Origin of the sequence: Bacillus sp. JNUCC-22 (assembly GCF_018861275.1) — a bacterium.
GTDB lineage: Bacteria > Bacillota > Bacilli > Bacillales > Bacillaceae > Bacillus > Bacillus velezensis.
In genome coordinates this window covers 1,499,951-1,521,339 of sequence record NZ_CP076408.1, presented here as the reverse complement: position 1 = coordinate 1,521,339, position 21,389 = coordinate 1,499,951, and the positions used below count along the sequence as shown (strand labels likewise).

Below are 21,389 nucleotides of genomic sequence, written 5' to 3'. Positions count from 1 at the left end.
AATCGACACCCCAAGCATAAGTCATTTAGGGCTGCCGATGAACAGAGACAAGCCCTTACTTAAGCATATGCACGGCATCTATAAACATGTCACCGCGTTCTTCAAATGTTTTGAACTGATCCCAGCTTGCACACGCGGGTGACAAGAGGATGACGTCTCCTTCATTTGAGAGCGCAAACGCCGCAGATACTGCTTGTTCAACATTATCGACACGTTTGACATGTTGTATTCCCAGCTCATTGCCCAGTTTTTCTATCTTCGGCGCTGTCTGTCCGAACGTCAGGACCGCTTTGACATTGTCCATATACGGTTTCAGGTCGTCAAAACCGTTGCCGCGGTCCAGTCCGCCTGCAAGCAGAATAACCGGAGCTTTGAACGCGGAGAGCGCTTTGCTTGTGGCCAAAATATTCGTCGCTTTGCTGTCATTATAAAATTTACGATTCTGGATCGCTGTTACATACTGCAGACGGTGTTTGACACCGGTAAAGCTTGTCAGCACCTTCTGAATCGCTTTATTAGATGCGCCCGCCGTTTTGGCTGCGGCTACAGCGGCTAATATATTTTCTAGATTGTGCGCGCCCGGCAGTACGATGTCATCAACAGGCAGAATCGCTTCATCGCCGAACATCAGCATTCCGTCTTTAATGAATGCGCCGCTTGACAGTTCCTGATGAACTGAAAACGGAACGATGCCGGCTTTTCCGCTTTCGGCAAGCCGCACGACTGTTTCATCGCTTTGATTCACGATGGCCGTATCACTCTCAAGCTGATGAAGATACACGTTCTGCTTGGCTTTTTCATAGTTTTCACGGCTGTGATGGTAATCCAAATGAGCGTCGAACACATTTAAAATCAGGCCGATTTCAGGTCTGAACGCATGAGTCCCCATAAGCTGGAACGAAGAAAGCTCTGTGACGATCCATTCATCACCGTCAGCATGATAAGCCACTTCACTGGCGACAGTGCCGATATTCCCTGCGATCAGCGTCTTTATCGAATCAGCTTTCAGCATTTCATAAATCAGGGTCGTCGTTGTTGTTTTCCCGTTTGAACCTGTAATGCCGATGAATTTTGCATTGGTGATATAATACGCAAGCTCGATTTCCGTCCAGACCGGGATGCCTCTTCTTTGCGCTTCCTCCACCATGATATTTTCATACGGGATTCCGGGATTTTTGATCAGAATGGTAATGTGATGCTGATCAAAAAGTGACGTCGGATGCTCACCGCAGATGACTTCAATTCCTCTTTCTGAAAGCCTTTGGGCAGGTTCGTTCTCTTCAAAGGCTTTTTGATCATTCACGACGACGTTAATGCCTTTTTCATGAAGAATCGACGCAGCCGCATATCCGCTTTTCGCCAGTCCGAGGACCAGAAAGTTTTGTTTTTGCAAAAAAAGTTCGTTTTCCACTTATAACCACACCTCGATGTAAATTCCTAAAACGGCAAGCAGCAGTCCCGCAGTCCAGAATGTGACGACAACTCTCCATTCAGACCATCCGACCAATTCGTAATGGTGGTGAAGCGGACTCATCTTAAAGATTCGTTTTCCTGTCGTTTTAAAGCTGATGACTTGTAAGATAACAGATAAGGTCTCAATAACAAATACTCCGCCGATAATGACGAGCAGAATTTCAAGCTTCGTCAAAATGGCAACGGTCACGATCGCTCCTCCGAGCGCAAGCGAACCGGTATCCCCCATAAATACCTTGGCGGGATGGGCGTTGAATACAAGAAAACCGAGAACGGCGCCGACAACGGCAACCGAGAAAATCGCAACGTCATATTGTGACTGGTTCCACGCAAGGATGGCGAAAGCGCCGAATGCGATAGCCGCGGTACCGGACAAGAGACCGTCCAGACCGTCTGTCAGATTGACGGCATTTGAACCTCCGACAAGCATAAAGAGAACAAGGATAAAGTATCCCCAGCCGAGATCGATTGACAGATGTGTGCCCGGCACCCTGATGCCGGTTGAAAAATGGCAATAATGATATACTCCGTAAAATACAATGGCAATAATGATCTGGCCGATCAATTTCTGCTTCGACGTCAATCCGAGATTCCGTTTCATTACTACTTTAATATAGTCATCCAGAAAGCCGAGCAGGCCGTATCCGATCGTGACAAACAGCAGAAGAAACATTTCCGCGCTCAGATGCGAAAATTTCTGCGTCATGACAATCGCCGTAATGGCGATGGATACGATAATCATGACTCCGCCCATCGTCGGCGTCCCTGATTTTTTCATATGTGATTTCGGTCCCTCTTCCCTGATACTTTGGCCGAATTTTAAACGTCTTAAAAACGGGATAAGAATCGGAGATATCAGAACACTGATTAAAAATCCCATTATTATTGTAAATAAAATCACTTGCTCAAGCATTGCTCTTTTCTCCTCCCGTTTCGTTCAAACGACATACGTATTTATCATATTCACATTGTGTCCCCGTAATTCTATTCATTTCCCTCATTCTAACACTCTTTCCTGTTTTACTTTTTATTCAGCTCAACAATAGCTCTTCCCGCTACTTCGGCGTCATCAAAGTCGAATGTTTCATTGCCGATCTGCTGATAGGTTTCATGCCCTTTCCCGGCAATCAGAACCACATCTCCCTTTTTCGCGTTGGCAATGGCAAAAAAGATAGCCTGCTCGCGGTTTGCGATACTGTGATAGTAGGTGCCTTCTACCCCTCTTTCCATATCTCTTAATATGGCCAGCGGGTCCTCGCTTCTCGGGTTATCTGAAGTGAAAATCGGTTCGTCGGCAATCCGCACCGCAATTTCCGCCATTTTCGGGCGTTTCGTTTTGTCCCGGTCTCCGCCGCATCCGACGACGACGAAAAGCTTGCCTTCTGTCATGTCTTTACATGTATTCAGAACGTTTTCCAGACTGTCAGGCGTGTGCGCGTAATCGACGATCACAGGAAACGGCTGATTATGATTCACCAGTTCAAACCGGCCTCTGACACCTTGCAGCTCTTCAAGAGCGCTTGTGATCGTATCAAACGGCAGTCCCGCTGCGATCGCTGTCGCCGCTGCAGCCAGTACGTTATACACGTTGAAGCGGCCGACGAGTGAAACCGTGATCTGCTTTGTTCCTTTTGGCGTAACGAGTTCAAAGCTTGTGCCTTGCGCAGAGATCTCGATTTGTTTCGCCATGACATCGGCATCGTTCTCGATTCCGTATGTAAGGATGTGCGCCGCCGTCACTTTTTCAAAATAAGCACTGGCTTTGTCATCTGCGTTTAAAACGGCCCGCTTCGGCTTTTCATGGTTAAAGGAGCTGCCCAGCTGGGAAAACAGGAGGCTTTTAGCCTGTCTGTAGTCTTCCATCGTCTTGTGATAGTCTAAATGGTCCTGCGTCAGGTTCGTGAATACGGCGATATCATAATCGCAGCCGTGAACCCTGCCGAGTGACAGGGCGTGAGAAGACACTTCCATAATAGCTGTGTCAACATGCTCATCATTCATTTTCTTGAACGTTTTTTGCAGTGTGACGCTTTCGGGCGTTGTATTTTTGACCGGGAATGTCTCATCCCCGATTTTAATGTACATCGTTCCGATTAAACCGGTCTGTCTTCCCGCTTTTTTGAAAATCTCATCAACCATGTGCGTCGTTGATGTTTTGCCGTTTGTTCCGGTGATGCCGATAAGCTGAAGCTGCTTTGTCGGCTGCCCGTAAAACGCGTCAGAAAGAACGCTGAGCGCCCGCTGTGACCGGCGGACGATAATGACAGGAACATCGACGTCAAGCTCTTTCTCGGCAACGATGGCCGCTGCGCCGTTTTCTGCGGCTTTTTGGGCAAAATCATGTCCGTCTACCGTATACCCTTTTATACACACAAAAAGACTCCCTTTTCTCACTTCCCTGGAGTCCATCTCAATTGAAGTTATGTCAGGGTCATGAAAGTCATTTTGAACAGGTTCGGCCATTAAATATGTAAGCAGCTTTGTAAGTTTCATTGTATCAAACCTCTCAGAAATTCTATTCATTCTTTTATCATGATAACCGTTTATAAAAGTCAGAATGGCTTTTAAACATACAGTTCATATTTTAGCGTAAATAAAAGGATACATCCAGTTAATCTTAAAAGTTATCTTCTTTTTTTCTCTTTATGATAAGAGGCAGCCGAAAACAATCGGCTGCCTCAAAAAGACTCATTCTTCACTCAAGTAAACACGGATCTTTGAGCCTTCTTTTACTTTCGTTCCGGCTGCAGGTGATTGTTTCACAATTTTGCTTCCTTTTCCTGAGGAGTCAATATTCAAATTGACAAGCAGCGACTCAAGATCAGAGACAGACATCCCTACAACATTCGGAACCTCTATTGTTTTTGTGTCGTTCCATTGATATTTTTTCTCGATTTGATTTTTTCGCGGTTTCACGCCGAGCTCAGGCAGACTGTCTCTCATCATATTTCCGACAATCGGCGCGGCGACGGTTCCCCCGAATTGAATCGTGCCTTTCGGATTATCAACCGCGACATACACGACAAGGCTCGGGTCATCAGCCGGCGCAAAACCGATAAAGGAGACGATATGGTTGTTTTCGAGATATTTGCCGTCTTTGACCTTTTGTGCGGTACCTGTTTTTCCGCCGACGCGATATCCTTCCACAAAGGCATTCCGCCCCGTTCCCTGAGCGACGACGCTTTCTAAAGCATATCTGATCTGCTTTGACGTTTCCTGGGAAATAACTTGCCTTTTCGCAATCGGCGATTGTTTCTTAACGGTTTTTTTCGTAACGGGATCAACCCACTCTTTGGCGATAAATGGAGTATAAAGCGTTCCGCCGTTTATTGCTGCGGAAACGGCTGCCACCTGCTGAATCGGCGTGACGGAAACCCCTTGTCCGAAAGCGGTTGTCGCCTGTTCGACCGGGCCGACTCTGTCAAGCGGGAATAAGATCCCCGTTCCTTCCCCTTGCAGATCAATGCCTGTTTTCTTTCCAAAGCCGAAGTCCTTAATATATTGAAACAGCTTTTGTTTTCCGAGCCGTTCCCCCAGCTGTACAAACCCGGGGTTGCAGGAATTTTGAACGACTTCAAGATAAGATTGCGAACCGTGGCCGCCCTTTTTCCAGCATCGGAGGCGGGCGCCGTCGACCTCGGCAAATCCTTTGTCATAAAAGTGGTCTCTTTGCAAGTTTACTTTTTGCTCTTGAAGAGCCGCCGCAAGCGTAATAATCTTAAAGGTCGAACCCGGTTCATATGTGCTCCATACCGGCAGGTTCCGGTTGTAAACAGACGGATCCACCGATTGATAGTCAGCCGGATCAAAATCAGGACGGCTTGACATGCCGAGCACTTCCCCGTTTTTCGGATTCATTGCGACCGCAATCATTCCGTCCGGGTTATATTTCGCCGCTGCATTGTCGAGCTCTCTTTCTATAATCGTCTGAACCTTGGCGTCAATCGTCAGTTTCATATCAAGTCCGTCTTTCGGAGGGGTGTAATCATCCGCTTCATCAGGCATTTTCTTCCCCTTGGCATCCGTATAAAATTTTACGGATCCCTTGACACCTTTTAAGTCATCATCATAATAAGCCTCCAAACCGAGAAGGCCCTGGTTATCAATACCGGCAAAACCGAGAACATGGGACAAAAAGCTTCCGTACGGATAATGGCGGATGCTGTCTTCAGCCACATAAACCCCTTTTAAGTCGAGCGCTTTGATTTCTTTCGCTTTTTTATTGGAAATTTTCCGCCCCTCGGGTGAGATTTTTTCTATGGAGGTTTTCTTAGTAATGTGTTTGTAGACCTTCTCTTCCGACATATTTAAAACTGACGCGAGAAGCTTGCCCGTTTTGATGGGATTTTGGATCTGGCGCGGTACGACAAAGACGGTCGGCGCGCTTTTATTAGTAGCCAGCTTCACGCCGTTTCGGTCAAGAATCTCTCCCCGCTCAGGCTCAAACGGCAAATTCCGGCTCCAGGAATCCTTAGCCAGTGAAGTCAGCTTTTCTCCCATCACAAATTGGACATAGCCTAATCTGCTGTCAATGATCAAAAAAATGATTACGCCAATAAGCAAAACCAGTAATAAACGTTTTCGAACCGTTACATTTGAAACGCGCAAGGGACCGTCCACTCCTTATTTAGGCTTGTTTCAATTTATGCCTCAGCTTGGACACATAGAACGGCGGCGCATAAAAAAGAAGCCCGCGGGCATCCGCGGACTTCTCTGTCCCGTTAATCAGGATTTTTAAATTTCACCTTGATCACGGTATTTTCTTTCAGTTCTTTGCCTTTTTTCACACTTTGGCTTGAAGCGTAACCTTCACCGCTCACATCGATGTGAATGCCTGATACTTTGCTGAATTGAAGCACTTCCCGTCTCGACCATCCGGACATATCCGGCATCGTCATCTTTCCGTCTGTTTTTAAGAAGATTTTCTGATTGGTGATCACATCTTCTCCGGCTGTCGGATACTGCTCTTTTACGGCAACATCGCTGCCGATGACAATCGGTGTGAGATGTTCATTTTTCGCTTCCTTCTCAGCGCTCTTGACCGTCTTATCTGTCAGGTCAGGCATCTTTTGGCTTTTCGTTTCTTCCTGACCGGAATCTGTTTTTTCCGTCGGTTCGATATTCATGTAGTGGAGGCTGTTTTTCATCGTCGGGTTAAAGATTTCCGCGACAGGATCAGAGCTGCTTTGCCCCGCTTTTAATTGCGGCTGCTGCACGGCTACATAGATGACGAGCTTAGGATCATTTTTCGGCGCCATGCCCATGAATGAAAACACATAGTTGCTCGTTCCCTTTAAATATCCGCCCGTCCCGGCGATTTGCGCGGTTCCCGTTTTACCCGCGACGTCAAATCCTTCAATTTTATAAGGTTTTCCCGTTCCGATGTCTGACGTCACGACTTCTCCGAGCAGATTCCGGACTTTTTTCGCCGTATCGGCTGAAATCGGCGTGCCTGCTTGCTCTGGTTTTGTCTGCTTGACGACTTTTTTCGTATCGGGGTCGACAATATGATCAATGACGTAAGGTTTCATCATTTTGCCGTTATTGGCAATCGCCGTGACGGCCTGAAGCTGCTGGATCGGCGTTATCGCCGATGCTTGGCCGTAAGCCGTAGACGCTTTGTCAAAATCATATTTGTAGTTAATTTTACTTGATACTTCACCGGGCAGATCAACCCCTGTTTTTTGATAGAGCCCGAATTTGTGCAGGTACTCATTAAACCGGTCAAACCCCAGTTTTTCGTTGGCCAGTTTGGCAAAAGCAACATTGGATGACCTCATAAGGCCGTCATGGAAGCTTGTCATGCCCCAGCCGGCGCCATCGTTCCAATCTTTAACAGGTCCGCCTCCCACTTTATATGTTCCTGATTTATATTTCTCGTTTGCGGAAAACACATTTTCCTGAATCGCCGCAGCAAGCGTAAAGATTTTCATCGTCGATCCCGGTTCATACGCGTACGACACTAAGTCGTTGTAATAATTGGTGACGTTTCTGATATTCGGGTCGAAACTCGGACGCTGCCCCATCGCAAGCACTTTGCCTGTTTTCGGTTCTACGACAGCCGCCATAATTTTTTTCGGTTTATATTTTTCCGCTACTTTCGTCATGCTGTCTTCTAAAAAGGTTTGAATTTTCTGATCAATGGTTAAATATACATTGTCACCGTTTTTAGGTGCGGTGATTTTTTCTTTGCTGTTCGGAAGTTTCCAGCCGGATTTATCACTTTCGTAAGTGACGGATCCGTCGCGTTCCGTCAGATAGTTGTTCAGTATTTTTTCAAGCCCTAAAGAGCCTTGTATCTCGTTTGTTTTTTCATTCACATCGGCATAGCCGAGAACATTTGACAAAAATACACCGTTCGGATAGTAACGCTTCGTATCTCTTAAGAAAGAAATACCCGGAAGATTCATTTTTTCGATCTTTTGTTTTTTCGCATAAGAGATATCGCGGCCGGCTGAACCGAATTCCACCTGCTTCGCGCCATCCCTGTTTAAGATGTCCAGAATCTCGCTTTTATCAAGATTGATAACGGTCGCCAGTTTTTCCGCCGTTTTCTCTTTGTCTTTGACATGCTGAGGATGCTTCTTGTCGGTCGTCATCTTTTTATCAAGCACGGCAATGAGCTTATATGTCGCCGTGTCCTCTGCAAGCACTTTACCGTTCCGGTCAAGAATAGAGCCGCGGCTCGCTTCTATCGTCCGCTTTTTTTCGTGCTGCTCGGTCGCTTTTGTTGCAAGTTCTACACCGTTTGCTTTACCGGTTAATTGAATGTACGCCATTCTCCCGAGAATGACAAAGAAAAAGAGAGCGAAACAAATACTGAGTATCGCTGCTCCTCTGTTCATAAACTTATTTTTTTTCGGCATGGGTTATCATTCCTGTATGTTTTTCACTTTTTTATCTTTCAGATTCAAACCGTGCTTTTTGGCGATATCCATCAGGCGCTGCGGCTGGCTTAAGTCAGCAGCCGTCTTTTCGAGATCACCGATCTGCTTATTCTTCTCAGATACTTTCTCCTCCAGTTTTTGCACCTCAATATTGGATTGGTACGCCGCGTATGCCTTTGATACGATAAACATTGATGTGGAGAGAACGGCAATGGCAAACAGGACGAGCAGCACCTTTTCCCCGAGTGTAATGGAAGCCCTCTTTTTGACAATCACCTTTTTTTCGGGACTTATCACTGGCCGTTGTTGTTTTTCCTGCTGGTAAGCTAAGTTGCTCATAGGCTGATGACCTCCTTTAATGTTGTCATTTGCTGCCCGTTATTTTCGTTTCTCCGCAATGCGGAGCTTCGCTGACCGGGCGCGGTTATTTTCTTCAAGCTCCTCTTTTGATGCCGTAATGGGCTTTCTTGTAATCAGCTTTAATTCCGGTTCAAATTCTTCCGGTATCACAGGAAGACCCGGAGGCAGTTCGGGAAGTGATGATTTTTCCTTGAATGTCGTCTTGCACATTCTGTCTTCCAGCGAGTGAAAAGTGATCACAGACACCCTTCCGCCCGGCTTCAGCACCTCTATCGCTTGCAAGAGGGCCTCTTCAAATACTTGAAGCTCGTCGTTTACGGCGATTCGTATGGCTTGGAATACACGTTTGGCCGGATGACCTCCGCTTCTTCTTGCCGGAGCCGGTATCGCGTCCTTTATTAGATCGACCAGTTGGCCGGTTGTTTGAATAGGCGATTTTTCTCTTGCCTCTTCAATTTTCCGGGCGATCTGCTTGCTGAATTTTTCTTCTCCGTATTTAAAGAAAATCCTCACAAGGTCCTCATACCGCCATTCATTTACGACTTCTTTCGCCGTAAGGGCGGCCGACTGGTCCATCCTCATGTCCAGCGGTGCGTCATGATGATAGCTGAATCCCCGTTCCGGTGTATCAAGCTGCGGAGAGGATACTCCTAAATCAAATAGAACTCCGTCGACACTCGTAATGCCGTGTTCATGTAAACACTCTTTTAAATAACGAAAGTTGCTTTTCACCAGAATGAGCTGTCCTTTGTATTCGGACAATGTTTTCTTTGCGTTTTCAAGTGCCGTGTCATCTTGATCAAAGGCGATCAAGCGTCCTTTTTCCGATAATTGCTGCAATAAATATGTACTGTGCCCGGCGCCGCCAAGGGTGCAGTCCACATAGGTTCCGTCCGGTTTGATATTTAAACCGTCGACGGTTTCACGAAGAAGTACTGTCTTATGCTGAAACATTTGTGTCGGTCCCACCTTTATCAGGAATGAATTGAATTGTCAGTTGTTGTTGTGATGCACGAAGATCCATTATATATCAAATCCAATCATGTTTTCAGCAATTTCAGCGAATGAATCTTCTTGCTCTTCTGTGTATTGTTCCCATATTACCTTACTCCACAATTCAATTCGATTGGAAACCCCGATGACAACACATTCTTTTTCCAGTTTTGCGTAATTCAGAAGAGATGACGCAATATTAACCCTTCCCTGCTTGTCCAGTTCGCATTCGGTCGCACCGGAAAAAAAGAATCGGGTAAATGCGCGGGCGTCTTTTTTGGTGAGCGGCAGAGCCTTCAGCTTTTCTTCAATCAGCTTCCATTCATTCATCGGATAGCCGAAAAGGCATTGGTCAAGTCCTCTTGTCAGCACAAACTGCTCACCGAGGCCTTCTCTGAATTTTGCGGGTACGATCATGCGGCCCTTTGCATCAACAGTATGCCGGTATTCACCCATAAACATGATAAGGACCCCCACTTTCTCCCCTAAACTCACCACTATCCGCCACTTCTCTCCACAACCTCATTTTACACTGTTTACACATAAAAAAAAACCCTGAACTATTCAGGGTTCTTTAAAACTTTATTTCAAAGTTTGACAATCTGATGTTGGTTTTGAAAAGAAAATGGCAGATGTTTGAAGGTTGTGAAGAATTTTGGACCGTAGCGGTTCAGATAATACATCACATTCCAAATCCGTTCCTGCGGAGCGCCGAGCGGTCTGATGCTGTTTTGGATTCTTTCATAGTCACGCAGCACAAAGCCTTCTTTTTCTTCAATTCTTTTCGTTACCGTCCGTTCTAAAAACAAGAGCTGATCTTGAATGAAGGCGGCATTCTTCTGTAAGAGCGGCTCAAGGCTTGAATCGACCTTCAGCGCTTCGTCCCTTGCGCGTTTATGGACAGCTTCAATCTGCGACTTCGCCTGTTCCATTACAGAAGAAAACTCTTCCGGAATCTGCTCTTCAAAATAAGTGTCTTTCAGGTGTCCGGTGCCGTGTTCGATCGCTTCCTGAAGCGGGATATTCCGTTCTGAAAGCTTCTTTTCAATATGGCGCTCTAAAATCGTAATGTTCAGTCTCGGCATTACCGGGGTCATGCGAAAGCCCATTAATGAGAAAGCCCGCTTCAGCTCACCCCAATAATTGATCTCCCCCGGTCCCGCGATAAACGCCAGAGTCGGGATGAGAAACTCCTGCATAAGCGGCCTTGTCACAACGTTATTGCTGAAACATTCCGGTTTTTCTTCCATATGGGTATGAAGCTCGTCGTTCGTCCACTTCAGATCAAGCTCCTTAATGACAAAAACGCCGTTTTCTTTTTCAATTAAGAAACGCTCTCCCTCGTGTTCGTAAAACAGATTGGCCTGATCTTTGTCCGATTCAATAATCGGGTGATAACCGGCTTCCCGCATAAGACGCTGCTGGTCTGACACGGCTTTGGCAAGCTCATGATTGTGTTTTAAAATCTGCTGAAACATACCCGTTTCCAGCTTTTTAATCCCCGGATCTCCCGAATTCATCAGAATAAGGCCTTCTTCTTGAAACAAGTCGGCGATCAACAGTTCAAAAAAGTCCGTGAATGTCTCTGATGAGCGTAAACATCGCTTCACGTTTTGAAGGAGTGTGTTTGTGTGATCCGTCTCCTCAAAAGCAGCGAACACTTCATCAATCCAAGCCGCGCATTTTTCCTGATCAAGCTCGGTTTTAGCCGCCGATGTTTTTTTCCAGTACGACTGCGGCAGTTTCTGTTTCACCGGACCTTTATTCTCTGTTGACGTATGCACAAAATTGATTTCTTCCAGATCGTGATCTTCACCCGCCACCCAGAAAATCGGAACGACAGGAATCTGCAACGCCTCTTCCTGCTGTCTGGCAAGTACGATAATGGAGATAATTTTATGTATGGTGTAAAGAGGCCCCGTTAAAAGACCGGCCTGCTGGCCGCCTACTACCGCTGCGCTTTTTGGATCTCTCAGTTTTTCGATGGAGGCCTGCATGGCGGCGGAGTGAAATTTTTCGTGATAGGAGGATAAATAATCCGCTAATTCTTCTCTGGCAAACGGCCGCGAAGACAGGTCATGAAGCCGCTTTTGCCATACGTCCTCTGAATGAATATCATAATCAAAAAATGAAGACATGTTTTCTCCATCTATATAGTGCTGCACAAACTTATTTTGACTTTTGATGGAAAGTTCAGTTAGCTGCATCTGTCTGGAACTTCCTTTCTCCAATAAATAGTTAGGTTTCCGAAATGAGTATAGCATGTTACCGGAAAACCTCAAAAGACTTTGTTTCAGTTTCTTTCTAACGCTTTTATGCTGCGGTGTAAAAATGGGAGATGAACGGCCGGCAATCCGCGGCTTTCCGCTTCTTTTACAAGGTAGCCGATAATCGCATCGGCCTCTGTCCGCCTGCCTGCCATGATATCGACGAGCATGGAGGAATGATTTTTTTCCGTCAGTCTGCAAACTTCGCAAACCTTGTTCCACGCTTTTTCTCTATCAGCGAGGCCAAGTATTGTCTCCGCTTCTTCAAACACGTTTCTCATATATTTTTTGTAAGCGTCATTTCTTAACAGCTCTCCGTTTTTCACGCGCAGCAATGCAGTTAACGGGTTGATGCATACATTTATGATCAGTTTTCCCGTTAACAGCCGATACCAGTCGTTTTCATCATATACGGGAAAATCCCGGTGCATGCCGGAAAAGATGCTTTTGAGCGTTTCCGGCCGGGATGCGCTGAATACACTCCATCTTACGGCTCCCGCTCCCGTATGTTCAACGGCATGATCTGATATCTTTTTTGCTCCGTGCTCAACAGTGCCGGCATAAAGCGAATGATCCGTATGCCAATCTTTAATGTCGTGTATGTGTCCCATGCCGTTTTGCAAAAATAGCACATTCGTCCCTTTTATCGTCTCAAGATCCCGCAACACAGCACTTAGCTGGTGCTGTTTAACGGCTGCGATTAAGAGGTCGAATCCGGAATTGAGGCCGGTTTGCGCTCTGCATGCCGCCGTACATTCTATTCCGTCTTTCAAAAGCCGTATACCGCCTGAGTTAATCGCATCAGTCTGCTCCGTCCGCCGCGTAATGACCGTTACCTGATGGCGGGACGATAAGTAGTAAGCACATAAAAGGCCTACCGCTCCGCCGCCGATAATTCCGATTTTCACACTGTCACACCCTATATCTGCATTTTTCCATATTATCATAGCAGAAGCCGCCGCAAATTACTTCAATTTCGTTTTGAGCAAAAAGACTGGCAAGCATATTATAGTTGGAATTTTCAATTAAAGCGTTTACAATAATGGTAGAACACAACAAAGGGGGAGTTTGTGTTGAAAATAGAGCGACTGCTCATCAACTTTAAGACACTCGAAGAATTTAAAAGGTTTAAGGAATACGGGATGCAGGAGCTGTCGATGCTTGAAGATCTTCAGGATAATATCATTGAAAATGACAGCACCTCGCCTTTTTACGGGATTTACTTCGGGGATAAACTAGTGGCGAGAATGAGTTTATATCAGGTAAACGGAGGCACGAATCCGTATTTTGATCAGCGTCAGGACTTTTTGGAACTTTGGAAGCTTGAGGTTCTTCCGGGCTATCAAAACAACGGATACGGAAAAGCGCTTGTTGATTTTGCAAAATCCTTCAGAATGCCGATCAGGACGAATTCACGCATGAAATCAGCAGATTTCTGGGATAAGATGAATTTTGAGCCCGTTAAATATGATATGGCGCGTGATAAAGGAGAAAATCCTTATATCTGGCATCCCGATATGGACGGTGAAATGACATCCGGAGAAACGGCATAATAAAAAACCGGCCGGGCCGCCGCCCCCAGGCCGGTTCATTTTACAGGCTCTGCGCCGATTTTCTGTCGTCTTCTTTTGAATTGACCATCCTTCTCGCTCTGTCCATAATGTCAATTAACGCTTTATAATCTTCTTCCGTCATCTCCAGCTTGTTTCTCAAGCTTTCATTTTCCTCACGCAGATCCTCGACTTCTTTTTGCAGCGCGGTCAGCTGTTCTGTGAGTTTTTCTTTTTCATGACGCACATCCGCTGCGGCTGGCGACTCTTTAAATTGCTGCAGAAACAAAATGACATCATCAATGGACAGCTCTTTTTCTCCTTCCGCCCTGCGGATCGGAGACTGTTTGACGGTTCCCGGCAGATTGGCGGAATGCACCCCGATCTGCTTTCTTAATTCCTTCCGCTGTTTTTTCGCCAGTTCTATCCCTGACTGATATTGTTTTCTGACATAAGAATTCCATCTGAACCCGCAGGCGGCAGCCGTTCTCGTCAGCGCTCTGCCGACTTCTTCAAAAGCGGAAAGCTGGGTCCCGCCTTCCCGAATATGCCTGAGCACCACTTCTGCCAGCAGCAAATCTTCATCTTGCGTCCACGCGTCTTGTCTCGTTATCGTCAATCGTATCTCCCTCCATATTTGCTCATTTACCTCATACATATGCCGCTGATAGATTAGATAGACTACTGGGGCTCACAATTTTTTCGGCGGGAGCAGGCTGGAGGGGCAAAAAAAAGAAAAGCGCAGGAACCGAGATTCCCGCGCTTTTCTTCATACATTAATTGCTTTTAACATTTATGTCTTTGCCGTTGTATGATCCGCATGCTTTACATACACGGTGAGACAATTTCATCTCTCCGCATGACGGGCATTCTGTCATACCAGGTACATTTAGTTTGAAATGTGTACGGCGCAATCTTTTTTTCATTTTAGAAGTTCTTCTAAAAGGTACAGCCATTATTCCCACCTCCTTAAAGAGTTAAGATTCATCATCTTGTGTTAAGAGCTTTTTCAGATCCGCAAGTCTGGGGTCGATTTGATTTTTCTTGTCTTCCTCAGAAATCACTTGCCAATCCTTCCCCACTTGGGGAGCGGCTCCTTCTTTTTGTTCAGTTTCACAAAAGACTTGCATAGGAATTTCTAAAAGAATCTCTTCTTTTATGATCGGAGTTAAGTCGACGGTATCGTCTTCAGCAAAATGAACGTCCTCATCTTCTATATCATCCGACTTATGAAATCTAAACAGTTCTTTTGTCGCGATTGTAAATGGATACGGCACATCAACTAAAGTTCTTGAGCACGGCAAAACCATTTCGCCTGAAATCGTAAAGTCAAACGAAACTTGCTTGGATTCAACCTCCGCGCGGCCCTTCACCCGGACGGGAGAAATGCGGCGGATGTCAGAATTCAATTTTGTCAGCTCATTTAACTCAACTGTTTCATCAAATTCAAAGCTCTTTTTCGCCATTTGATGAAGCTGATAAATCGTCCATTTCATTTGTATCACCTCAGGAAAGCAACAAACATGATTATAGCTTTTCAGAATGTTTTTGTCAATATTTTTTCTTTACAGCATAATGCCGCCGTCATGCAATCGTTGACAGCCGGATAGGCTATGCATACACTAAACGAAACGGACTAAAATATGCACTTCATTTGCAAATGTACCACACGAAGCAAAACATAGCAAGAAAGGCGGGACAAATATGAAAGCAGTCGGCCTGGTTGTTGAATATAATCCCTTTCATAACGGACACCGCTATCATGCGGAACAAGCAAAAATCAAAACGGACAGCAGCGTCGCGGCGGCGGTGATGAGCGGCCCTTTTTTGCAGCGCGGGGAACCGGCCGCCGTCTCAAAGTGGGGCCGGACAAAAATGGCGCTGGAAAACGGCGTGGATATCGTCATTGAGCTCCCTTATATATATGCCGTACAAAAAGCGGAATTATTCGCGCGCGGCAGCGTTTCGCTTCTTCATCATTTAGGATGCAGCAGCTTGTTTTTCGGCAGCGAAAACGGGCGGATCGAACCCTTTATTGAAGCGTCTGAAGCGTTCAGCCGAAAGGAAGATGACTGCAGCCTGATTCTGAAAGAGGAGCTGAAAAAGGGTCTCAGCTATCCGGCCGCCGCCTCAAAAGCTTTTTCACACATATTCAAAGGGCGGGACATGCTCGATTTGTCCAAGCCGAACAATATTCTCGGTTTTCACTACGTTAGAGCGATACACACCTCCGGTTCCGCTATGAAGCCTTATACGACAGCCAGAATCGCTTCCCAATATCATGACGCCGAGCTTCCCGGAGATAACAGCCGGATAGCCAGCGCAACAAGCATCCGGAAAGCGCTGATAGAAAAAGGAACGGCGGCCGTAAGGAGCTTTCTCCCGGAAGCGTCTGCGCGTGAGCTGGAGGCATACAGAAATTCATACGGCATATGGCACAGCACGGAAGACTATTTTTCATATGTAAAATACAGCCTCAGCACTCTTTCCGCTGAAGAATTGAGCCGAATCTATGAAGTGGAAGAAGGCCTTGAGCACAGAATTCTGCGCACCATCAGACAAGCCCGATCCTATCGCGAAATGATGGAACGATTGAAAACAAAACGATACACGTGGACGAGGCTGCAGCGGATGAACACGCACATTCTGACACGGACGAAAAAAGAAGACATGCATCGGCTCTTGCAGCCTTCAAGCGCTCCTTATATCCGTCTTCTCGGAATGACGAAAAAAGGACAGGCGTACCTGTCGGCAAAGAAAAAAGAGCTTACCGCACCTCTCGTCAGCAAGCTCTCTTCTTTCTCTCATCCCGCTCTGGATCTGGACATACTGGCGGGACGGGTTTACAGCCTGCCGATAAACGAACCTGAACGCACATTGTTTGAGAAACAGGAATTTTCACAAGCGCCGATCCGCTATGATGAAGACGAAAAGTGTTTTTTGAATGCGTAAAAAAAGCACCTGTCTGTATCAGGTGCTTTTTACTTTCAGCTGATCCAAATAGTCAAGTGCGTCCTGCATGGTGTCGACAGGGACGATTTTCATATCGGACTTGATTGCTTTCGCCGTTTTTACCGCATTTTTGTAATCAGAATTTTCAGCTCCGTTTTGATTCGGCGCAAAGAAAATATCTTTTCCCGCTTTGTCTGCGGCGACGACTTTCTGATCGATTCCGCCGATCGGTCCGACTTTGCCGTCCACGTCGATTGTCCCCGTTCCGGCTATATTATAGCCTTTTGTTTCGTCAGGTTTTGTCAGCTGGTTGTAAATTTCTAAAGACATCATGAGACCCGCAGAAGGCCCGCCGATGTTTTCAATGCTGAAATGAAGATCCGGCTTCACTTTCACGTTCCGGTCCGTATATAATGCGACACCGATTCCCGCTCTTTTCGGGTCGTCCGGGAATGATTTCAGCACAATGTCAACGGTCTTTTCTTTCGTGTCCCGTTCAATGTGAAACGTTACTTTTTCCCCCGCTTTTTTGCTGCTGATATAATCAATCAGCTTTTCAGCGGATTCGTATGTTTTCCCGTCCGCGCTGATGATTTTATCACCGACCTCTATTTTTCCTTTTGCCGGCATGTCAGAGACGACTGAGCTGGCATAAATGCCGTTAAATGAGTATTTCACCTGTTTCCCGGCTTTTTGATAAGCGGCAATGACCGCGTTTTCTTGGGAGCTTTTCATCATTTGCAGCTGGCGCTTCATATAATCCGAGTCCGATTCGCCCTCTTCTTTTATGCTTTCATCAGGGACGATTTCTTCGTAAGGATGCACTTTCGCCCAAAGATATGTATACGGATTGGCGGGGCCTACTTTGACAGTCATCAAGGAAAGGCTTCCTTTTTCAGGATAGCCTCCGTCCACCTTAATCAGCGGTCTCAGCTCTGATGCTTCTCCCGGCTGTGTGATGTAATACGGGAGCTTAATAAATGTAACAGCGATTAATAAGATCAGGATGATAAACACCCAGCGAAAATGTTTTGCTTTCATATGAGTTAGCCCTCCCAGTTCTCTATTTCTTGTTTAATCCGGCCGATCATCCGGTCTGCGGCTTCTTCGCCCGCTGTGATCATATGATCAATGTTGGCAAAAGAACTTGAGCTGAATGATTCAAGAGAAGGGCGGATCATGACGTCTGCGGCAATGGTCTGGTGACGGACCAATTCATTTTGCAGTATATCCATACTTTGCATGATTACATCAAAAATATGTGCCGCTTTTTCCGTTTTTTTCACCCGGGATACGTCCGAGGCGATGACGATATCAGCACCCATATCTTTTACGGCGGAAACCGGGATTCTGTCGACCACCGCGCCGTCGACTAACATACGTCCGTTCATTTTTTGCGGGACGAAAACGCCCGGTATGCTGATGCTCGCGCGGACGGCTTCGGACACTGAACCTTTCGTAAAAACGAGTTTTTCGCCGGTCTGAAGGTCGCAGGCCACGATGCCGAGCGGGATCCGCAGTTCTTCTATCGGCTTGCCGTACGTATAGGCATGAACGAGCTGCCTGATGCGGTCTCCTTTTAAAAATCCGAGCTTCGGCATCGTATAATCCGCGTACAGCCGCCGCTTAAATGCTTTAGCGACTTTTTTCATCGTGGCCACGTCATGCCCGGCCGCATAAAAGCTTCCGACTAATGCTCCCATGCTGCTGCCGGCAATCATATCAATTGGAATCTGATGCTTATGTAAACTGGATAACACTCCGAGATGAGCGATGCCTCTTGCCCCTCCCGAACCTAACGCTAACCCGATTGTAGGTTTGGCCAACGCGACGAACCCCCTAATAGACATCCTATACATGAATTCTATGGTCTAAATTGAACCCCTATGCTCGTATATTAGTACAGGATGACAAATAGGTACTTGCCCGGCCGCCTTTAAGGTCTGTTCTATATTTTATCATGATATAAATGTCAGTGTGCAATTTTAGCATCGGGGAGGTAAGAATGAATTTGTCTAAGTTTCATACATTTTTGATTTCATTGTTTTTCATTTTTTTGACGGCTACGGTTATTTCACACCCTCAGGCCTCATTCGAAGCCTCCAAAACCGGTCTTTCCATGTGGTGGGAGGTAGTTTTTCCTTCATTGCTTCCGTTTTTTATTCTATCTGAGCTTTTAATCGGATTCGGCATTGTCAAGTTTGTCGGCCTTTTACTCGAACCCTTTATGCGTCCCATTTTCAGAGTGCCGGGGGTCGGCGGATTTGTACTGGCTATGGGCATGGCTTCAGGCAATCCGGCCGGCGCGAAGCTGACTGCACGGCTGCGCCAGGATAAACAAATCTCCAGAGTAGAGGCTGAACGCCTCGTCTCTTTTACCAATTCATCCAATCCGTTATTTATATTCGCTGCTGTGGCAGTCGGCTTTTTTCATAACGCGTCTCTCGGCATTCTGCTGGCATCGGCTCACTATCTCGGAAACATCGCCGTCGGCCTGACGATGCGTTCATACGGACGGAAAGAAGAAGCGGCGTATACCGGTAAAAAGACGATCGCTCTCCCTTCTCTGAAGGAAGCATTTCTGGCCCTCCACAAGGCGCGGCTTTCGGAAAAGCGGCCGCTCGGAAAAATTTTGGGCGACGCCGTCACCTCTTCTGTACAAACCTTGCTGATGGTGGGCGGTTTTATTATATTGTTTTCGGTTTTCAGCCGGTTATTATCAATCGTACAAGTCATGGATGTGCTTTCTGTATTTACAAACGCGCTGCTTTCGCTTTTTCATCTTCCGGCAAATCTGGACATCCCTCTTATCAGCGGAATGTTTGAAATTACACTTGGGAGCAAGCTGGTCAGTGAAGCTGATGCCGCCTTGCTGCCGAAAGCCATGATTGTGAGTTTTATTCTCGGGTTCAGCGGCCTTTCCGTACAGGCCCAGGTAGCCGGCATTTTATCGGAAACAGATATCCGCTTTAAACCGTTTTTCGCGGCGCGTATCCTTCAGGGCATTTATGCCGCACTCTTTATTCTCTTACTGTGGAAGCCGCTTTACCTTGCATTGGACGAACCTTACCAGTCCGTATTCCTCCCTTTCCGCGATCAGGAAGCGGGATCTGCTGCCGTCAGCGGCTGGAATACACTTGTTGAAACCGGGCCCGCCATCACGCTGACAGCTCTCGCCGTATACGCATTGATTTATTGTTACAGGCTGTCAGCACGGACAAAAAAAGGATGAGACGCCAATCAGCGCTTCTCATCCTTTAAATTTCTGCATCAGCGCCTGTTCAACTTCCGGAGGAACAAACTCTGAAACAGGCCCGTTATATTTTGCGACTTCTTTTACGATGCTTGAACTTAAAAAAGAGTACTGATTGTTCGTCATCATAAAAAAAGTTTCTATTGATTCGTCGAGCACGCGGTTGACGGAAGTCCCCTGCATCTCATATTCGAAGTCAGAAACGGCTCTGAGCCCCCTGATAATCGCCTTCGCCCGCTTTTTTTTCGCATAGTCGATTAACAGTCCCTGTGACGTCTCGACCGTAACATTCGGTATGTCTTTTGTCACTTCTCTTAACAGCTCACATCGTTCCTCAACTGTAAACAGCGGCTGCTTAGAAGAATTATTGAGCACGCATACGTACACCTGCTCAAACACGTTTGCCCCCCGTCTGATAATGTCCAGATGTCCGTAGGTGACGGGATCAAAACTTCCGGGACATACAGCTATACTTGCCACATCATTACCCCCTATTTCGGTATATCGTCACTCCTGTAAGCCCGTAAATTTCCCTTCTTGTTACAGAAAGCGCGCCGACGGCTTCAGGAAGCGCAACGGCTTTATCATGCTCGGCTACGACAAAACCGTCTTCATTCAGCATGTTCTGCTCATCAATCATTTCGATAAGCGCTTTCAGCTTTTGTTCCTTATACGGAGGATCTAAGAAAATTCCGTCAAAACCTTTTTCCCGTTTCGCCGCGGCATAGAGGGCCCGCTCTGCATCATTGCGGTATACTTCCGCTGAAGACAGCAGATCAAGCGCTTTGATATTCGCTTTTACCGTTTGGATGGCTTTGAAATCACGATCCACAAAGATACAGCGGTCAAATCCGCGCGACAGCGCTTCAATCCCGAGACCGCCGCTCCCCGCAAACAAATCAAGCCCCGTTCCTCCGTCAAAATACGGGCCGATCATATTAAAAATAGACTCTTTTACTTTATCCGTCGTCGGCCTTGTTGATGTGCCCGGCACAGCCTTTAAGGCTCGTCCTTTTCTTGAACCGGAAATTACTCTCATTATTCACACCACTTTTTCTGAAAACTTTGATGTTACTCATCGGCTGAGCCGTTATGTATCAAAACAATCCCTATCTTATCATAAAGCATTCTTTCAAACAATGAACGTGAAAAACGTGTATACATATTCACATTCCTGTCAAGACTACGTGTAACAGCATCAATGAATGATGTTGTTGCCAACCGCGGAGAAGACTTACGTTTCCCCATAAGTTCTTCCTCCGGTTTCTCCTCTCCCTTTTCCTTCTCCTTAACTTGTTAAGGAATAGAAGGACCCCGCAGGTATCTGCGGGGATTTTTTTATATACCGACTTTATAATCGTACTCTTTCGCCTTATCAAGCTTTGATTCAAATTCCAGCTTTAAAAAAGGTTTATAAGAAGGCTCTACCTTCTTCACATAAGAATAAGAAGAAATCTTTTCCATTGTTTTTTCGATTAGGTCCATATCGCAATACAGCACAACGTATTTCAGCCGCTTGGAAACATAATGAACGTTGCCGAATTTTCTCAGCATTTTGCTGTGTTTTAAGGAATGCAGATATACGATTATGCCTTGGCGCTTATTTTCCATCATGATCACCCGCCTGACTTTCTGTTCATTTTATGTAAAAGAC

The 21,389-nt window shown here is 46.3% G+C and carries 21 protein-coding genes; 3 read left to right on the top strand and 18 right to left on the bottom strand.

Annotation, left to right across the window (positions count from 1 at the left end; all coding sequences use genetic code 11):
* Positions 1-55 precede the first annotated feature (55 nt).
* From murD to JNUCC22_RS07650, 10 genes are all read right to left on the bottom strand, one after another.
* Positions 56-1,411, bottom strand: coding sequence for a UDP-N-acetylmuramoyl-L-alanine--D-glutamate ligase (murD, locus tag JNUCC22_RS07695; RefSeq protein WP_082997978.1), 1,356 nt, complete (start codon positions 1,409-1,411; stop codon positions 56-58).
* The gene (gene mraY / locus JNUCC22_RS07690; RefSeq protein ID WP_007409707.1) at positions 1,412-2,386 is read right to left on the bottom strand and encodes a phospho-N-acetylmuramoyl-pentapeptide-transferase; all 975 of its coding nucleotides are present in this window, start codon (positions 2,384-2,386) and stop codon (positions 1,412-1,414) included.
* Between the two features lie 107 nt (positions 2,387-2,493).
* Entirely contained in the window at positions 2,494-3,966 is a 1,473-nt protein-coding gene (locus JNUCC22_RS07685) for a UDP-N-acetylmuramoyl-L-alanyl-D-glutamate--2,6-diaminopimelate ligase (RefSeq protein WP_216062245.1), read from the bottom strand.
* 195 nt (positions 3,967-4,161) lie between these two features.
* Positions 4,162-6,081: a stage V sporulation protein D gene (locus tag JNUCC22_RS07680; RefSeq protein ID WP_007409706.1), complete on the bottom strand. Its 1,920-nt coding sequence runs from the start codon at positions 6,079-6,081 to the stop codon at positions 4,162-4,164.
* A gap of 113 nt (positions 6,082-6,194) precedes the next feature.
* Positions 6,195-8,339: a penicillin-binding protein 2B gene (gene pbpB, locus JNUCC22_RS07675; protein WP_042635171.1), complete on the bottom strand. Its 2,145-nt coding sequence runs from the start codon at positions 8,337-8,339 to the stop codon at positions 6,195-6,197.
* Between the two features lie 6 nt (positions 8,340-8,345).
* Complete coding sequence (gene ftsL, locus JNUCC22_RS07670; protein ID WP_003154442.1) at positions 8,346-8,699, bottom strand: cell division protein FtsL; 354 nt, start codon at positions 8,697-8,699, stop codon at positions 8,346-8,348.
* 39 nt (positions 8,700-8,738) lie between these two features.
* Positions 8,739-9,674 (bottom strand): 16S rRNA (cytosine(1402)-N(4))-methyltransferase RsmH, encoded by a 936-nt coding sequence (gene rsmH / locus JNUCC22_RS07665; RefSeq protein ID WP_015239814.1) that lies wholly within the window; start codon positions 9,672-9,674, stop codon positions 8,739-8,741.
* 69 nt (positions 9,675-9,743) lie between these two features.
* On the bottom strand, positions 9,744-10,175 hold the full coding sequence (gene mraZ / locus JNUCC22_RS07660; protein WP_007409703.1) for a division/cell wall cluster transcriptional repressor MraZ: 432 nt from the start codon (positions 10,173-10,175) through the stop codon (positions 9,744-9,746).
* A gap of 125 nt (positions 10,176-10,300) precedes the next feature.
* Positions 10,301-11,920, bottom strand: a complete 1,620-nt coding sequence (bshC, locus tag JNUCC22_RS07655) for a bacillithiol biosynthesis cysteine-adding enzyme BshC (protein ID WP_015239813.1) — start codon at positions 11,918-11,920, stop codon at positions 10,301-10,303.
* An 86-nt stretch (positions 11,921-12,006) separates the two neighbouring features.
* Positions 12,007-12,888: a 2-dehydropantoate 2-reductase gene (locus JNUCC22_RS07650; protein WP_252729746.1), complete on the bottom strand. Its 882-nt coding sequence runs from the start codon at positions 12,886-12,888 to the stop codon at positions 12,007-12,009.
* 162 nt (positions 12,889-13,050) lie between these two features.
* On the opposite strand from JNUCC22_RS07650, the gene JNUCC22_RS07645 reads away from it, so the two are divergent.
* A complete protein-coding gene (locus JNUCC22_RS07645; protein ID WP_012117497.1) occupies positions 13,051-13,533 on the top strand; it encodes an N-acetyltransferase in 483 nt (160 codons plus the stop codon).
* Positions 13,534-13,573: 40 nt separating this feature from the next.
* On the opposite strand, the gene gerR is transcribed toward JNUCC22_RS07645, so the two are convergent.
* The 3 genes from gerR to JNUCC22_RS07630 all read right to left on the bottom strand — a co-directional run bounded on the left by gerR (position 13,574) and on the right by JNUCC22_RS07630 (position 15,026).
* Positions 13,574-14,149, bottom strand: a complete 576-nt coding sequence (gene gerR / locus JNUCC22_RS07640; RefSeq protein WP_020955780.1) for a sporulation-specific transcriptional regulator GerR — start codon at positions 14,147-14,149, stop codon at positions 13,574-13,576.
* Positions 14,150-14,306: 157 nt separating this feature from the next.
* Positions 14,307-14,486 carry a 50S ribosomal protein L32 gene (rpmF, locus tag JNUCC22_RS07635; protein ID WP_003154457.1) on the bottom strand — a complete coding sequence of 60 codons (180 nt, stop codon included), beginning with the start codon at positions 14,484-14,486 and terminating at the stop codon, positions 14,307-14,309.
* 21 nt (positions 14,487-14,507) lie between these two features.
* Positions 14,508-15,026: a YceD family protein gene (locus JNUCC22_RS07630; RefSeq protein ID WP_149061681.1), complete on the bottom strand. Its 519-nt coding sequence runs from the start codon at positions 15,024-15,026 to the stop codon at positions 14,508-14,510.
* A gap of 208 nt (positions 15,027-15,234) precedes the next feature.
* On the opposite strand from JNUCC22_RS07630, the gene JNUCC22_RS07625 reads away from it, so the two are divergent.
* Positions 15,235-16,482: a nucleotidyltransferase gene (locus JNUCC22_RS07625; RefSeq protein ID WP_020955779.1), complete on the top strand. Its 1,248-nt coding sequence runs from the start codon at positions 15,235-15,237 to the stop codon at positions 16,480-16,482.
* An 18-nt stretch (positions 16,483-16,500) separates the two neighbouring features.
* On the opposite strand, the gene JNUCC22_RS07620 is transcribed toward JNUCC22_RS07625, so the two are convergent.
* Together JNUCC22_RS07620 and JNUCC22_RS07615 are read right to left on the bottom strand one after the other, a co-directional pair.
* A complete protein-coding gene (locus tag JNUCC22_RS07620; protein WP_007409697.1) occupies positions 16,501-17,523 on the bottom strand; it encodes a SepM family pheromone-processing serine protease in 1,023 nt (340 codons plus the stop codon).
* A gap of 5 nt (positions 17,524-17,528) precedes the next feature.
* Positions 17,529-18,308 (bottom strand): patatin family protein, encoded by a 780-nt coding sequence (locus JNUCC22_RS07615; protein ID WP_007409696.1) that lies wholly within the window; start codon positions 18,306-18,308, stop codon positions 17,529-17,531.
* A 179-nt stretch (positions 18,309-18,487) separates the two neighbouring features.
* Here JNUCC22_RS07615 and ylbJ point away from each other — a divergent pair, with 179 nt between their 5' ends.
* Positions 18,488-19,714, top strand: coding sequence for a sporulation integral membrane protein YlbJ (gene ylbJ, locus JNUCC22_RS07610; RefSeq protein ID WP_094031688.1), 1,227 nt, complete (start codon positions 18,488-18,490; stop codon positions 19,712-19,714).
* Between the two features lie 18 nt (positions 19,715-19,732).
* On the opposite strand, the gene coaD is transcribed toward ylbJ, so the two are convergent.
* From coaD to JNUCC22_RS07595, 3 genes are all read right to left on the bottom strand, one after another.
* A complete protein-coding gene (coaD, locus tag JNUCC22_RS07605; protein ID WP_007409694.1) occupies positions 19,733-20,215 on the bottom strand; it encodes a pantetheine-phosphate adenylyltransferase in 483 nt (160 codons plus the stop codon).
* A 4-nt stretch (positions 20,216-20,219) separates the two neighbouring features.
* Positions 20,220-20,774 carry a 16S rRNA (guanine(966)-N(2))-methyltransferase RsmD gene (gene rsmD, locus JNUCC22_RS07600; protein WP_007409693.1) on the bottom strand — a complete coding sequence of 185 codons (555 nt, stop codon included), beginning with the start codon at positions 20,772-20,774 and terminating at the stop codon, positions 20,220-20,222.
* A gap of 299 nt (positions 20,775-21,073) precedes the next feature.
* Entirely contained in the window at positions 21,074-21,346 is a 273-nt protein-coding gene (locus JNUCC22_RS07595) for a YlbG family protein (protein WP_003154470.1), read from the bottom strand.
* Positions 21,347-21,389 lie beyond the last annotated feature (43 nt).